The sequence below is a fragment of the Kitasatospora sp. NPDC023385 genome, from assembly GCF_055664045.1.
This window is the reverse complement of record NZ_JBVOOL010000007.1, coordinates 130,156-144,846: the sequence shown is the minus strand read 5'-3', so window position 1 is coordinate 144,846 and position 14,691 is coordinate 130,156. Positions and strand designations below refer to the sequence as shown.

14 protein-coding genes are annotated in these 14,691 nt (G+C 73.2%); 4 read left to right on the top strand and 10 right to left on the bottom strand.

The window, feature by feature from the left end; genetic code table 11:
* Positions 1-100 precede the first annotated feature (100 nt).
* Together uvrB and zapE are read right to left on the bottom strand one after the other, a co-directional pair.
* Positions 101-2,191: an excinuclease ABC subunit UvrB gene (gene uvrB / locus AC0B61_RS13885; protein WP_471740875.1), complete on the bottom strand. Its 2,091-nt coding sequence runs from the start codon at positions 2,189-2,191 to the stop codon at positions 101-103.
* Between the two features lie 115 nt (positions 2,192-2,306).
* Entirely contained in the window at positions 2,307-3,362 is a 1,056-nt protein-coding gene (zapE, locus tag AC0B61_RS13880; protein WP_471741043.1) for a cell division protein ZapE, read from the bottom strand.
* Positions 3,363-3,533: 171 nt separating this feature from the next.
* Between zapE and AC0B61_RS13875 the strand changes: the two genes are divergently transcribed.
* From AC0B61_RS13875 to msrB, 4 genes are all read left to right on the top strand, one after another.
* Entirely contained in the window at positions 3,534-4,304 is a 771-nt protein-coding gene (locus AC0B61_RS13875; RefSeq protein WP_471740874.1) for a pyrimidine reductase family protein, read from the top strand.
* Between the two features lie 73 nt (positions 4,305-4,377).
* Positions 4,378-4,839 (top strand): indole-3-glycerol phosphate synthase, encoded by a 462-nt coding sequence (locus tag AC0B61_RS13870; RefSeq protein ID WP_471740873.1) that lies wholly within the window; start codon positions 4,378-4,380, stop codon positions 4,837-4,839.
* A 181-nt stretch (positions 4,840-5,020) separates the two neighbouring features.
* Positions 5,021-6,409, top strand: a complete 1,389-nt coding sequence (gene murC / locus AC0B61_RS13865; RefSeq protein WP_471741042.1) for a UDP-N-acetylmuramate--L-alanine ligase — start codon at positions 5,021-5,023, stop codon at positions 6,407-6,409.
* A gap of 29 nt (positions 6,410-6,438) precedes the next feature.
* Positions 6,439-6,843: a peptide-methionine (R)-S-oxide reductase MsrB gene (msrB, locus tag AC0B61_RS13860; RefSeq protein ID WP_471740872.1), complete on the top strand. Its 405-nt coding sequence runs from the start codon at positions 6,439-6,441 to the stop codon at positions 6,841-6,843.
* 81 nt (positions 6,844-6,924) lie between these two features.
* On the opposite strand, the gene AC0B61_RS13855 is transcribed toward msrB, so the two are convergent.
* The 8 genes from AC0B61_RS13855 to AC0B61_RS13820 all read right to left on the bottom strand — a co-directional run bounded on the left by AC0B61_RS13855 (position 6,925) and on the right by AC0B61_RS13820 (position 14,584).
* The gene (locus AC0B61_RS13855) at positions 6,925-8,118 is read right to left on the bottom strand and encodes a cytochrome P450 (protein ID WP_471740871.1); all 1,194 of its coding nucleotides are present in this window, start codon (positions 8,116-8,118) and stop codon (positions 6,925-6,927) included.
* On the bottom strand, positions 8,115-8,729 hold the full coding sequence (locus AC0B61_RS13850) for a GTP-binding protein (protein ID WP_471741041.1): 615 nt from the start codon (positions 8,727-8,729) through the stop codon (positions 8,115-8,117). Before AC0B61_RS13850 ends, AC0B61_RS13855 begins: the two co-directional genes overlap by 4 nt.
* A 103-nt stretch (positions 8,730-8,832) precedes the next feature.
* Complete coding sequence (locus tag AC0B61_RS13845) at positions 8,833-9,186, bottom strand: DUF742 domain-containing protein (RefSeq protein ID WP_471740870.1); 354 nt, start codon at positions 9,184-9,186, stop codon at positions 8,833-8,835.
* Entirely contained in the window at positions 9,183-9,617 is a 435-nt protein-coding gene (locus tag AC0B61_RS13840) for a roadblock/LC7 domain-containing protein (protein ID WP_471740869.1), read from the bottom strand. The genes AC0B61_RS13845 and AC0B61_RS13840 overlap by 4 nt, the downstream gene beginning before the upstream one ends.
* Positions 9,614-11,500: an ATP-binding protein gene (locus AC0B61_RS13835; RefSeq protein ID WP_471740868.1), complete on the bottom strand. Its 1,887-nt coding sequence runs from the start codon at positions 11,498-11,500 to the stop codon at positions 9,614-9,616. The genes AC0B61_RS13840 and AC0B61_RS13835 overlap by 4 nt, the downstream gene beginning before the upstream one ends.
* A gap of 101 nt (positions 11,501-11,601) precedes the next feature.
* Complete coding sequence (locus tag AC0B61_RS13830) at positions 11,602-12,612, bottom strand: MBL fold metallo-hydrolase (protein WP_471740867.1); 1,011 nt, start codon at positions 12,610-12,612, stop codon at positions 11,602-11,604.
* Between the two features lie 121 nt (positions 12,613-12,733).
* Positions 12,734-13,537, bottom strand: a complete 804-nt coding sequence (locus AC0B61_RS13825; RefSeq protein ID WP_471740866.1) for a hypothetical protein — start codon at positions 13,535-13,537, stop codon at positions 12,734-12,736.
* Positions 13,538-13,654: 117 nt separating this feature from the next.
* Positions 13,655-14,584 carry a GNAT family N-acetyltransferase gene (locus AC0B61_RS13820; protein WP_471740865.1) on the bottom strand — a complete coding sequence of 310 codons (930 nt, stop codon included), beginning with the start codon at positions 14,582-14,584 and terminating at the stop codon, positions 13,655-13,657.
* Between the last annotated feature and the right edge of the window lie 107 nt (positions 14,585-14,691).

Genomic DNA, 14,691 nt, shown 5'->3' with positions numbered 1-14,691 from the left:
GGGTTTCCCCGTTTGTGGCAAGGCTGAGACACCGCCGGGCTTGACCGGTGCCATTCCGGCCAAGCCCGGCAGCGCCCCGGTGCAGCGGTCACACCGGTGGTCAGGCCACGCCCGCCTCGCGCATCTGCCGCAGCTCCCGCTTCAGCTCCTTGACCTCGTCGCGCAACCGGGCCGCGACCTCGAACTGGAGGTCCGCCGCGGCCGTGTGCATCCGGTCGGTCATCTCCTGGATCAGCTCCGCCAGCTCGGCGGCCGGCAGGGACTTGGCGGGCTTGCGGTCCGCCCCCAGCGCCGGCACCGGGGCCTTGCCCTTGCCCGAGCCCCGGTAGCCGGTGGAGAGCAGCTCGTCGGTGTCCACGTCCTCGCGGGCGAGGGTGTCCAGGATGTCGCCGATCTTCTTCCGCAGCGGCTGCGGGTCGATCCCGTGCTTCTTGTTGTAGGCCTGCTGCACGGCCCGGCGGCGGTTGGTCTCGTCGATGGCCTTCTCCATCGAGGGCGTGATCCGGTCCGCGTACATGTGGACCTGGCCGGAGACGTTGCGGGCCGCACGGCCGATCGTCTGGATCAGCGAGGTGCCGGAGCGCAGGAAGCCCTCCTTGTCCGCGTCCAGGATCGCCACCAGCGACACCTCGGGCAGGTCCAGGCCCTCGCGCAGCAGGTTGATGCCGACCAGCACGTCGTACCGGCCCGCCCGCAGCTCGCGCAGCAGCTCCACCCGGCGCAGGGTGTCCACGTCGCTGTGCAGGTACCGGACCCGGATGTCCAGGCCGAGCATGTAGTCGGTCAGGTCCTCCGCCATCTTCTTGGTCAGCGTGGTGACCAGGACCCGCTCGTCCCGCTCCACCCGCCGGCGGACCTCGTGCACCAGGTCGTCGATCTGGCCCTCGGTCGGCTTGACGATCACCTCGGGGTCGATCAGGCCGGTCGGGCGGATGATCTGCTCGACCTGGCCGTCGCCGCGCGACAGCTCGTACGGGCCGGGCGTCGCCGACAGGTACACCGTCTGACCGGTCCGCCCCAGGAACTCCTCCCACTTCAGCGGGCGGTTGTCCATCGCCGACGGCAGCCGGAAGCCGTGCTCGACCAGCGTGCGCTTGCGCGAGGCGTCGCCCTCGTACATCGCGCCGATCTGCGGGACGGTGACGTGCGACTCGTCGATGACCAGGAGGAAGTCCTCCGGGAAGTAGTCGAGCAGGGTGTTCGGCGGGGAGCCGGGCTCGCGGTCGTCAAAGTGCATGGAGTAGTTCTCGACGCCCGAGCAGGTGCCGATCTGGCGCAGCATCTCGATGTCGTAGGTGGTGCGCATCCGCAGCCGCTGGGCCTCCAGCAGCTTGCCCTGCTTCTCCAGCCGCGCGAGCGTCCCCTCCAGCTCCTTCTCGATGCCGGCGACCGCCCGCTCCATGCGCTCCGGGCCGGCCACGTAGTGCGAGGCGGGGAAGACGTAGACCGAGTCGTCCCGGCTGATGATCTCGCCGGTGAGCGGGTGCAGGGTGTACAGCGCCTCGATCTCGTCGCCGAACATCTCGATCCGGACGGCGAGTTCCTCGTAGACCGGGAAGATCTCGATGGTGTCGCCGCGCACCCGGAAGGTGCCGCGGGTGAAGGCGACGTCGTTGCGGGCGTACTGGATGTCCACGAAGCGGCGCAGCAGCTCGTCCCGGTCGACCTCCTGGCCGATCTTGAGCTGCACCATCCGGTCCACGTACTCCTGCGGGGTGCCGAGGCCGTAGATGCAGGAGACGGACGCGACCACGATCACGTCCCGGCGGGTGAGCAGCGAGTTGGTCGCCGAGTGCCGCAGCCGCTCGACCTCCTCGTTGATCGAGGAGTCCTTCTCGATGTAGGTGTCCGTCTGCGGGACGTACGCCTCGGGCTGGTAGTAGTCGTAGTACGAGACGAAGTACTCGACCGCGTTGTTCGGCAGGAGCTCGCGGAACTCGTTCGCCAGCTGCGCGGCCAGCGTCTTGTTCGGCGCCATCACCAGGGTGGGCCGCTGCAGCTTCTCGATCATCCAGGCTGTGGTGGCCGACTTGCCGGTGCCGGTGGCACCGAGCAGCACGACGTCCTTCTCCCCTCCCCTGATCCGCCGTTCCAGCTCGGCGATCGCCGCCGGCTGGTCACCGTTGGGCTGGAAGGGGCTGACGACCTCGAAAGGCGCCACGGACCGCTCAATACTCGTGATGGGACGCACTAGTCCACCGTACGACCACCGACTGACAACCGGAGCCGCTTCGATCAGGCCGCGGGGGCCTCGAACCCTTTGCCCGGCAGTCGGAACGACTGCCGGGCAAAGGGGAGGTCACGGCTCAGGCCTTGGCGCTGTCGCGGGCGAGGGCGACCAGGCGGGAGACGGCGCGGAGGTACTTCTTGCGGTAGCCGCCGCGGAGCATGTCCTCGGGGAAGACCTGGTCGAAGGGGATCCCGGAGGCGGTGATGGGGAGCTCGCGGTCGTACATGCGGTCGGCCAGGACGACCAGGCGCAGGGCGGTGGACTGGTCGTCGACCTGGTGCACGCCGCGCAGGCAGACCGCGGTGACGTCGTCCAGCAGGGCGCCGTAGCGGCTGGGGTGGACGGCGGAGAGGTGGCCGAGCAGGGCGTCGAAGCCGTCGAGCGAGGCGCCGGGGGTGCGGGTGGCGACGGCCTCGACGGCCTCGTCGGAGTACGGCGGCGGGGCGTCGGGCAGGCCGCGGTGGCGGTAGTCCTGGCCGTCGATCCGCAGCGGGCGGAAGTGCGCGGACAGGCCCTGGATCTCGCGGAGGAAGTCGGCGGCGGCGAATCGGCCCTCGCCGAGCTTCTCGGGGAGCGTGTTGGAGGTGGCGCACAGCTTGACGCCGGCCTCGACCAGGCGGCCGAGCAGGGTGGAGACCAGCACGGTGTCGCCCGGATCGTCCAGTTCGAACTCGTCGATGCAGAGCAGCGTGTGCCCGGAGAGGGTCCGGACGGCCTGCTGGAAGCCGAGCGCGCCGACCAGGTTGGTCAGCTCGACGAAGGTGCCGAAGGCCTTGGGGCCGGGGGCGGCGTGCCAGAGCGAGGCGAGCAGGTGGGTCTTGCCGACGCCGTAGCCGCCGTCGAGGTAGACCCCGGCCGGGCCGGCGGGCACGGGGGCGGAGCGGCGGAACCAGCTGCGCTTGGGTGCCGAACCGTTTCCTCCCGCGAGGGTGGCCGCGAACTCCTCCAGGACCTGCACGGCCTCGTACTGGCTGGGCTGGCTCGGGTCCGGGATGTACGACCCGAAGCTCACGCCGGCGAACCGGGGCGGCGGGACCATCTCGGCGACCAGCCGCTCGGCGGGGACGACGGGGCGGCGGTCGGTGAGCGCGATCGGGGAGCCGGCCGTACTCGCGGCGGCTATGGACTCGATCGCGGTGTCGGGGCGGGAGGGTGCTGGCACATCAAGAGAGGGTACGCCTGCCCCCGGGCCCGCTCCGAACCGGCCGAGGACCGCCTCAGGACGGCCTCAGGACGGCGCCCGGCCCGCATCCGGCCCGCCTTCGGGCCGCACTCCGAGGGCCCGCGGTGGAACACTGAGGGCATGCATCAGTTGATCAGCCCGCTGGGTGCGCCGGTCGCCGATCCGGCCGCACTGGAGTCGCTCGCCGCCGCGTACGCCTACCCCGAACAGGTGAATCAGGGCCGCCCCTGGTTGCGCGCCAACATGGTGGCCGGCCTGGACGGCGCGGCGCGGCTCGACGGGCTGTCCGAGGGGCTGTCCGGCGACGGCGACAAGCGGATCTTCGGGGTGCTGCGCGCGCTGGCGGACGTGGTGCTGGTGGGCGCGGAGACGGTCCGCGCGGAGGGCTACCGGCCGGCCCGGGCCCGCAAGGACTTCGCCGCGGCCCGGACGGCGGCGGGCCAGGCGCCGGCCCCCGCGATCGCGATCGTGACCCGCTCGCTGCAGCTGGACCTGACCGCGCCGCTGTTCACGGAACCGCTGGTCAGGACGGTGGTGATCACCACCGAGGACGCCTCCGAGGAGCGCCGTCGGGCGGTCGCCGAGGTGGCCGACGTGGTGACGGCCGGCGTCGGCGCGGTGGACCTGCGGGCGGGCGTGGCGGCGCTGGCCGAGCGGGGCTGGACGCGGCTGCTGACCGAGGGCGGCCCGCGCCTGCTGGGGCAGCTCGCGGCCGCGGACCTGGTGGACGAGCTGTGCCTGTCGCTGGCCCCGCTGCTCGTCGGCGGCGACGCGCCGCGCATCCTCCGCGATGCGGAAATGCCTGACGTGCAGCGGATGCGACTGGTCTCATTGATCGAGCAGAAAGGATTCCTCTTCACCCGCTACCTGCGTCACCTGGGTTCGGAATGACCCCGTGACCCCCCGGTCGTGATCCCGTTATGCGATGCCGGGGCCCGGGGGCCGGCCACTGGAAGGGACTCACGTGTTCAAGACGGTACTGATGATCGAAAAGGCTCTCTCCGACGCGGACGTGGAGCTCGTCACCACGCTCCACGGCGACGAGGAGGTCTCCTTCGTCGTCCTGATGCAGCCGCGCGGCAAACAGGACGAGCTGCTGCGGGCGCTGGACGACGTCGCCCTCGGCCACCTCGACAAGGTGGTGCACGAGCACGACGAGTCCGAGAGCGGGCCGACCGTGGCCACCGAGTCGCTGGAGCACACCCTGCGGCACCTGCGCTCGGCCGGGGCCGAGGCGGTGGGCGAGCTGGTCGAGGAGAAGCCGCTGGAACGCCTGCGCGCGGCGGTGGAGGAGCACCGGGCGGACGAAGTGGTGGTGCTCACCTCACCGCACTTCGTCGAGGAGTTCTTCCACCGCGACTGGGCCTCCCAGGCCCGGCACAAGGTCGGAGTCCCGGTGCTGCGCCTGTTCGCCAGCGACTCCTAGGACCGAAGACCGGCCCTGGCTCCGCGCGCCGGTGGTGCAGAATCGTCCTTGCGGTCCGTCCGCGAGGACGGTTCCCCCCGTCGACACGCGACCCCCGTGTCGACACGCCACGGAAACCGTCCGCCCGCCCTGTCTGCCCCCGCCCGTACGGAGCCACGCCTTGAACGACGCCGCGCACGACCTGCACGCCCCGCACTTCATCGGCATCGGCGGCGCCGGGATGTCCGGCCTGGCGAAGATCCTCGCAGTGCGCGGTGCCAGCGTCTCCGGCAGCGACTCCAAGGAGTCCGAGACCGTCCTCGCGCTGCGCGCCCTCGGCGCCACCGTGCACGTCGGCCACGCCGCCGAGCACGTGCCGGACGGCACCAGCAGCGTGGTCGTGTCCAGCGCGATCCGCCCCGACAACCCGGAGCTGGCCGCGGCCCGCGAGCGCGGCATCCCGGTGGTGCACCGCTCCGACGCGCTGGCCGCGCTGATGGGCGGCCGCCGGGCCCTCGCGGTGGCCGGCACCCACGGCAAGACCACCACCACCAGCATGCTCGCAGTCGCCCTCGGCGAGCTGGGCCTGGACCCGTCCTACGCCATCGGCGGGGACCTGGACGCGCCCGGCTCCAACGCCCACCACGGCACCGGCGAGATTTTCGTCGCCGAGGCCGACGAGAGCGACCGCAGCTTCCACAAGTACGCGCCCGAGGTGGCGATCGTGCTCAACGTGGAGCTGGACCACCACGCCAACTACGCCTCGATCGACGAGATCCACGAGTCCTTCGAGACCTTCGTCGGCCGGATCGTGCCCGGCGGCACCCTGGTGGTCTCGGCCGACCACGACGGCGCCCGCGAGCTGACCTCCCGGGTGGCCGGCCGCGAGGACCTGAACGTGGTGACCGTCGGCGCCGCCGAGGACGCCGACGTCCGGGTGCTCTCGGTGGTCGCCCGCGGCATGACCAGCGAGGTCACCGTCGTCCTGGACGGCACCGAACTGACCTTCACCGTCTCGGTGCCCGGCCGGCACTACGCCCACAACGCGGTCTCCGCGCTCGCCGCCGGCGTCGCGCTGGGCGTCCCGGCCGAGGACCTGGCCAAGGCGCTCGGCGCCTACACCGGCGTGCGCCGCCGGCTGCAGCTCAAGGGCGAGGCCGCCGGCGTCCAGGTGATCGACTCCTACGCCCACCACCCCACCGAGATGACCGCCGACCTGGAGGCGATCCGGGAGGGCCTGGAGGGCGAGGGCCGGGTGCTGGTGGTCTTCCAGCCGCACCTGTTCAGCCGCACCCAGCAGCTCGCCGAGGAGATGGGCCAGGCCCTCGCGCTGGCCGACGCCTCGGTGGTGCTGGACATCTACCCGGCCCGCGAGGACCCGATCCCCGGCGTGACCAGCGAGCTGATCATCGACGCCGCCCGCCGGGCCGGCGCCGAGGTGACCGCCGAGCACTCCTTCGCCGCCGCCCCCGCCGTGCTCGCCGGCCTCGCCCGCCCGGGCGACCTGCTGCTCACCATGGGCGCGGGCGACGTCACCAACCTCGGGCCAGAAATTCTGGAGCACCTCGCGAACGTTGCTTCCAACGTCTGACGTACGTCCACCGCGACCGGGAGCCCGTGATGAGCTACGACATCGAGAAGTCCGAGGCCGAGTGGCGCGCCGAGCTCAGCCCCGAGGAGTACCACGTGCTCCGCGAGGCGGGCACCGAGCGCCCCTTCACCGGTGAGTACACCGACACCAAGACGGTCGGCGTCTACGGGTGCCGGGCCTGCGGCGCGGAGCTGTTCAGCTCCGAGACCAAGTTCGACAGCCACTGCGGCTGGCCGTCGTACTACGCTCCGCTGGCGGAGGACCGGGTCCAGTACATCGAGGACACCTCCCTCGGCATGCGCCGGGTCGAGGTGCGGTGCGCGCGCTGCGGCGGGCACCTGGGGCACGTCTTCGACGGCGAGGGCTACGGCACGCCGACCGACCAGCGGTTCTGCATCAACAGCGTCTCGCTGACGCTCAGGCCCGCCGAGTAGGACGCGTGGCACCGGAGGCCCGGACACCGTACGGCGGTGTCCGGGCCTCCGTGCTGTCGGGGCCTCCGTGCTGTCCGGGAGCTAGCCGGCGACCGGCTGGAAGCGGACCGGGAGGTGCACCAGGGCGCGGTGGAACGGGCCCGGGCGCCAGAGCAACTCCTCGGCGGGGGTGGCCAGTTCGAGGTCGCTGAGCCGGCTGCCCAGCTGCTCGATGGCGGTGATCGCGATCAGCAGGGCCGGGTCGCGGGCCGGGCAGGCGTGCGGGCCGGCCGCCCAGGCCAGGTGCGCGCTCTCGCCGCTGCGCAGCCCGCTGTCGTCCGTGGGCGGCGCGGCCTGGGAGTTGGCGGCCGCGTAGGAGACCAGCAGGAGGGTGCCGGCCTGGATCTCGCGGCCGTGGAAGGTGATGTCGTAGCGCGGGTAGTGGGCGGACAGGTTGGCCATCGGCGGCTCGTGCCAGAGCACCTCGTCGATCGCCTGGTGGGCGGTCATCGCGCCGCCGAACAGCGAGCCGGCGTAGCGGGCATCGGTGAGCAGGCGCAGCAGGGCGTTGCCGATCAGGTTGGTGGTCGGCTCGTGCCCGGCGATCATGGTCAGGGTGATCTGCCGGATCACCTCGTCGTCGTCCAGCCCGACCGGGTGGGTGACGAACCAGGAGGCGAGGTCGTGCCGGGGGCGCTCGCGGCGCTCGGCGACCATGGCGGTGACCACCGCGACGAGGTCCCCGTACGCGGCGCCGGCCTTCGCGGTGGACTCGATCAGCCCGGTGATCCCGGCGACCACCCGCTCGCGGTGCTCCTCGGGCACACCGAACCAGGTGGTGAGCACGAAGGCGGGCAGCCGGCGGGCGTACTCGGCGATCAGGTCGGCGTGGCCGACCGCCGCGAAGCGGTCGATCAGCCGGTGGGCGGTCTCGGCGACCTGGCGCTGCAGCCGGTGCGGTTCGAACAGCGCGAGGGCGTCGGTGATCACCGCGCGGTAGCGCGCGTGCGTCTCGCCGTCGCTGAACAGCGCCGTCGGGCGATAGCCGAGCACCGGCAGCAGCGGGGAGTCCGGCGGGACGGTCCGCTGCCAGGCGCGGGAGTCCTTGGAGAAGGTGTCGCTGTCGCGCAGCAGGTCCAGCGCGGCCTGGTAGTCGGTGACCAGCAGCGCCTCCACGCCGGGCGCGATCTCCACCGGGGCGATCGGGCCGTGACGGCGCAGCCGCTCGTACACCAGTCGGGGGTCGGCGGCGAAGACCGGGCCGTGGATCGGGGTCGGGCGGGTCTCGACGGTCACGGGCGCTCCTCGGTGGCGGTGGAAGAGGCGGTGGAGGCGGCGGTGTCCGCCGTGGAGGCCGCGGTAGCAGCGGTGGAGGCGACGGGCAGGGCCTCCAGGACGTGCTCGGCCAGCGCGATCAGCGCGTCCAGGCTGCTGTCGCGCTCGCGGGCGTCGCAGAGCAGCAGCGGGGTGGCGGTGTGCAGGTCCAGGTGGGCCCGCAGCACCCCGGCCGGGTGGACCGGCGCGTCCGGGAAGCGGTTGACGGCGACGGCGTACGGCAGGCCCTGCTCCTCGACCATGTCCATGATCTCGAAGGAGTCGGCCAGCCGGCGGGTGTCGGCGAGCACCAGGGCGCCCAGCGCGCCGCGGGCGATGTCCTGCCAGAGCGGGAAGAAGCGGCGCTGACCGGGGGTGCCGAACAGGTAGAGCACGACGCCGCCGGGCAGGGTGAGCCGGCCGAAGTCCACGGCGACGGTCGTGGTGGCCTTCTCGGGCAGGCCGGCCAGGTCGTCCACGGGGCGTCCGGTCTCCGTCATCGCCTCCTCGGTGTGCAGGGTGGCGATCTCCGAGAGGGTGCGGATGAACGTGGTCTTGCCGACGCCGAACGGGCCGGCGATGACCAGCTTCATCAGCGTCTGGTCCCGGTCGGGCAGGTAGCCCACCCGGCTCGGCTCCCCGCCGGGGTGGCCGTCCGGACGGCTGTCCAGGTGGCTGTCCGGGTGGCCGCCTTGGTCACCGGAGTGCACGGAGTCCAACGAGGAGCCTCTCGACGATGGAGCGGTCGGTCTGCTGGGCGCGCGGGATCGGCGCGCGGGCGTGCAGGCAGCCCGCCTCGACCAGGTCGGCCGCGAGGAAGACGGTGGCGCTGACCGGCAGGCGCAGGTGCGCGGCGGCCTCCACCACGGTCAGCGCGCCGGGGCGCAGCAGGTCCCAGAGCCGGCGGTGTTCGGGTTCGAGCCCGGCCGGCGGTTCGGCGCGGTCGGCGAACAGCACGGTCAGCCGCTCGAAGCCCTGGGCGCCGGGGCGACTGCGGCCGCCGGTGGCCAGGTAGGCGGGCACCATCCGCCTGCGGGGGGCGGCGGTCATGACCGGGCGGCGGTGTCCTGCTGCCGGGACGGGCTCGCGAGGGCGCGGCCCAGGGCGGCGACCTGCACCTGCATCTGGTAGGACACGTTGCCGAGTTGGGCGTCCGGGGCGGTGAACACGGCGAGCGAGGTGTTCTCCCCGGCGGGGACGACGATGGCGTAGCCGAGGTCGGACTCCACCACGGTCTGGGCCAGTCGGGGCCGCTCGGCGTCGGTGAACGCGCCGGTGAAGGCCCGGGCGGCGGCGTGCACGGTGGCGGTCATCGCGGCGACCCGCTCGGCGGAGGCGCGCCCCAGGCCCGCCGAGGCACCCTCGACCAGTCCGTCTCCGGTGGCGACGACCGCGTGCAGCACCCCCGGCAGCTCCAGCAGCGGGGTCAGCACCCACGAGATGTCGTTGGTGGCGGTCGGGCTCGGCGTGCTGCTGCTCACTGCGCGGCTCCTGCTGAGGTCGTCGGGCCGGTGGTGTGGTCACCGGAGGGGCCGGTGGGGCCGGTCCTGCCGGTCGTGCCGGTCGTGCCGGTCGTGTTTCCGCTGGTCTCGTGTGCGGCGTCCTCTCGTACGGCGTCCTCGCGTAGAGCCTCCGCGCGTACGGCGTCCGCGCGGGTCGCCTGCGCCACGGCGGCCCGGCCGGAGTCGGTGCCCTGCTGCAGTGCCTGCCAGTGGGCGGCGGCCTGCTCGGGGGTCCGCCCGGGGGCGACGGCGGGCGCGCCCGCCTCCTCGGCGGCGAGCGGCCGGCGGCGGCGCCGGGTGGGCAGGCCGGTGCCGTCGTCCGCCGGGGAGTCCCCGACACCGGAGTCCCCGACACCGGCGTCCCCCGCCGCGGAGCCCGCCGCGGATCCCGCCTCCGGAGCGTCCGCCGCCGGGCCGTCCGCGCCCCGGGCGGGCACCACGTGGATGGCCGGCGCCGGGTGCGGGCCCGGCTGGTGGTGGCGGTCGGCGAGCTGGGGGCCGTCCTGCTCGTCGGCGTCGCGCATCGGCGGGACGGCGGCGACGGTGGGCGCGGGGGCGGGCCCGGAGCCGGCCCGCAGGGGCAGCGGGGTGAGCACCGACAGCGGCTGTTCGTCGTCCACGACGGTCACCAGCGCGGCCGGGATGCGCAGGATGGTCCGCATGCCGCCGTACGGTGACGGCTCGATGTGGCAGGAGAAGCCGTACTGCCGGGCCAGCTTGCCGATCACGGCGAAGCCGGTCTTGGGCGGGTTGCCGAGTTCGGTGAGCAGGACGTCCGGCGGGCCGGCCAGGAGTCGGCGGGCGCGGCGCAGTTGGTCCTCGTCCATGCCGATGCCGCTGTCGTCGATGATCACCAGCGCGCCGCGGCCGCCCTGTTGCACGGTCACCGGGACGTCGGTCTCCGGGTGGGAGTACGCGGTGGCGTTGGCGAGCAGTTCGGCGATGGTGACGGCGATCGGCTCGGCGGCCCGGGCGACCACGGCGAGCCGGTGCTCCCGCAGGTGGTTGGCGACCTTGATCCGGGCGTAGCCGGGCACCCGGGAGAGCGCGCCGACGACCACCTCGGCGAGCGGCGAGTCGGTGCGGGCCAGGCCCGGCCAGGCCTCGCAGAGCACGGCGACGGTCTGGATCCGGCGCAGCGCGACCTCGTTGCGGAAGTCGACCTCCAGCAGCCGGGGGTCGTCGTTGTCGTGCTGGAGCTGCTGGACGAGGCTCTGGATCTGGTAGAGCAGGGTCTGGATCCGGGAGGTGGCGCCGCGCATGGCGGCGCGGGCGGCGGCGTCCACCCGCTCGCGTTCGTCGGCGAGGGCGGCGGTGGTGGCGTCCAGGACGGACTGCAGGGCCCGGACGGCCTCCGGGCCGACGGCCTGCTGGTCCAGCGGGCCGACCAGCGGCGCGTTGGTGTGGGTGAGCCGGACGGCGGTGGCCGCGACCCGTTCCTGGGCGAGGTGGCCGATCTCGGCGAGCAGCGCGGTGGCGCGCGCCTCGGCGGCGGCGAGGGCGCGGTCGGCCTCCTCGGCGCGGGTGGTCGCGTCGGTGCCGTGCCGGACGGCGTCCCGGGCGGCCTCCTGCGCGTCCCGGGCCGCGTCCTGTGCGTCCCGGACGGCGTCCTCGGCGGCGCGGGTGCGGCCCTCGGCCCGCCGGGCGTCCTCGGCGGCGCGCCGGGCGGCCTCCTGCGCGTCGCGCAGTTGCTGCTCGGCGCGGGCGAGTCGGCTCTCGGCGGCGCGGGTGCGTTCCTCGCCCCGGGCGAGCGCGGTCTCGGCGACCGCCGCCCGGGCGACGGCTCCGGCCCGGCCCCGGGCGAGCACGGCCGCGGCCACGGCGGCGACCAGCACCAGGGCGGTCAGCGCGATCTGCGTCATCGAAGTCCTCGGGGGTGCTCGCGGGTCGGGCAGGTCGGCCGGGCCGACCGGGTCTCGCAGGTCGGGACGGGCGCCTCGGGGCGGGCTCGGGTCAGGGCGGGTCAGCCCTGGGCGGCGCGCGGGCGCGGGATCCGGCCGGCGTCTCCGGCCAGTTCCCGGGCGACCAGGGCGACCTGCCCCATGGCGTCCAGGACGCCCGGCGCCGCCGAGCCGTCCAGGTGCCGGTACTCGGCCGCGACGGTGAGCACCAGCCGCTCCGGCAGGCCGAGTTCGGGGTGGCGCTGTTCGGCGATCACCCGCCGAGCGGCGTCCAGCGCGGGGATCCCGGCAGCGTGCAGGGCGTGGGCGCGCTCGCGGACGTACGCGAGGTAGCCGATGTGGTCGTGGACGCCTTCGCGGTCGAGCACCGGTCCGTGGCCGGGTACGAAGATCTCGGCGCCGGTGGCCAGGGCCTGTTCGCAGGCGCCGATGATGTTCTCCAGCGGGCCGGCCCAGTGCGAGGGGTGGTCGCCGGGCTGCTCGGGGGTGGAGGAGAAGATCACGTCTCCGGTGAACACCGCGCGCTGGTGCGGGAGGTGGACGATCAGGTCGCCGCCGGTGTGGGCGGCGGGGAGGCTGGTGATCTGGACGGGGTGGCGTCCGACCCGCAGTTCCAGCTCGCCGGTGAAGACGGTGTCCGGGCGCACCGGGTCGGTGGTGGACCAGTCGAAGCGCCCGAAGTGCTCCTTGAGGTAGCCGCCGAGCGGGGAGTCCGGGTCGCTGCCGTTGACCAGGGCGTGCTGCTGCTGCGGGGTGGGCTCCCAGTGGATGTGCTCCAGTGCCTCCCGGGTGGCTATCACCTCGGCGTCCGGCAGCACTCCGGCGCCCCACAGGTGGTCGCCGTTGGCGTGGGTGACGACCACCCGGTCGATCTCGACCCCGGTCGGCAGCAGCCGGCGGCTCGCGGCGAGGAACTCCTCGGCCATCGACGAGTCGTAGGGGGTGTCGATCCAGAGTGCGGTCGCCTCGGAGGCCAGCAGTCCGCAGTTGGCCAGGCCCCAGCCCCGGTTCGGGGGGAGCCACACGTACAGGTCCTCGGCAATCGCGCTCACGTTCGCGCGGTTGATCGTCATGGGCGCGATTATGCCCATGATGTGTCGAGAGCGGGGCAAAACCTGTACGAACGCCCGGAGTTCATGGCCCGGTCTCTCCCGGGCTGTCCGGATTCGCACCACGTGGTCGAGACCAATCGTCTCACTGGTCGGGACGACTCACGGACATTTCTCCCCGGAAGCCCGCCGGGACGTCGGATCGCGGTGCGGGCAGGACGCGGCAGACCTCGACCGTGACGTCCACGGTGTCCAGGCCGATCACCCGGCCCTCGACGGCGGCGAATCCTTTCTCCCCCGAGCGGAAGAGCGCCGCCAGCGGCGAGGTGCGGCCCGCCGCCGTCAGCGCCTCCACCGCCATCGCGGAGCCGAAGGCGAACACCCCGCAGAGCACGATGCAGGGCGCCTGCCGCGGCGTGCGGGTCACGAAGACGAAGCCGTGGTCGCGGATCAGCTCCCCGGCGGGGTTGTACAGCGCCTCGAAGGTCATGCCGCCCCACCGGGCGCGGGCCTCGTCCGGGTACTCGATGGTGAAGTCCGGGAACACCGCGTCGAGCACGCCGGCGGAGTAGGAGTTGACGCTCGGGCCGCCGATCGAGAAGGTCGGCATCCGCGGGTCCTGCGCGCCCGCCACCACCAGCTCGATCGTCGCCTTCCGGTTGACCTTCCGCAGCAGGTCGGTGAGTTCCGCTATCGCCCTGGCCTCGGCCATCGGCATGAAGAGCACGTTCTTCGGCCCGCGGCCGGCCAGTCGGCAGCCGTCCGTGGTGAAGGCGAACTCCGCCATCTCGACGCTCGGTGTGATGATCTGCACGCGGCTGTACGGCGCCAGCAGCGCCCGCAGGAAGCCGTAGCGCAGCAGCAGCCTGGTCCGGGCGAGGGAACGGGCCGCGAGGAAGCCGATCACGGCCGGCCCAGATGCGATCAGCACCTGGAGCAGGATGTCCATATCATCCCCCCGGAAGAAGACTCGACCACGAACCGTACGCCCTGGTTAAGTCCCCGCCCGTGACCGGAAATACCCCCCTTGCGGCAATTCTCCGGGGCGGAATTCCTGGCGGCAGCGCTACTTCAGCCGCTTGATTCCCTTGCGCTCCCCGGCGCAGCGCTCGTACCCCAGCCACGCGTTGATCGCCAGCATCGGCGCGTTGGTCTCGTCGTTGGAGGTGTACGCGCTCCGGTAGCCCGCCGCGGCCGCCAGGCGCAGCGACTCCAGCTTGGCCAGCTTGCTCAGGCCGCGGCCGCGGAACTCCCGGCGGCAGGCGGTGAACGCGGACCAGTAGCGGTCCACCCCGTCGGTCTTCGCCAGGGTGAACGCGGCCGGCTCGCCGTCCACCACGGCGACCACGGTCAGCCCGAGGTCCAAGTCCGGCCGGGCCCACTCGGACCGCAGCCAGTGCTCGTACTCCAGGGCGTCCATCGGCACCTCACCGGGCTCGTCCCGGATGGCGTCCGCGTCGATCAGGAACAGCGGACGCGGATCGGCCGCCCAGTCGGTGGCCGGGCGCAGCTCGACGCCGGCCGGCCGTACGGGCGCCGGCGGCAGCGGCCGGGTCAGGTCCCGGCCGCCGAACTGGGCGGCGCGGCCGATCCGGTAGCCCCGGGCGGTGCCGAAGGCCAGCGAGGCGGGCTCGTCGTCCAGCCAGGAGTGCAGCTCCGTCGCACCGTGCTCGGCCAGGTGCCGTTCGGCGGCGGCCAGCAGGGCGGTGGCCGCGCCGCGCCGCCGGAACTCCGGCAGCACGCTGCCGTTGGCGTGGCCGACGCCCGTGGTCGTCGAGCCGACCACCAGTGCGCAGCGCACCGCGCCGACCACCCGGCCGTCCGCCTCGGCGACGAAGGTACGGAAGTGCTCGTCGGGATTCTGCAGTTCGTTCAACCAGAGCAGGGCCGCGGCGGTCGTCACCAGGTGCTCGCGCCCGGCCTGGTGGGCCGCCACCACGGCCTCGGCGTCCTGGGGGCGGAATTCACGAATGGTCAAAGAAGTGAAAAAAGTCATGGATTCCACGCTAGCCGCTCCCGCCCGCGCGGCGCCCCCGAATTTCCCGCCGACAGGGCACCCCGCCTGGGGAGACGGTCCAGGGCGGGGTCTAAAGTTCCTCATCA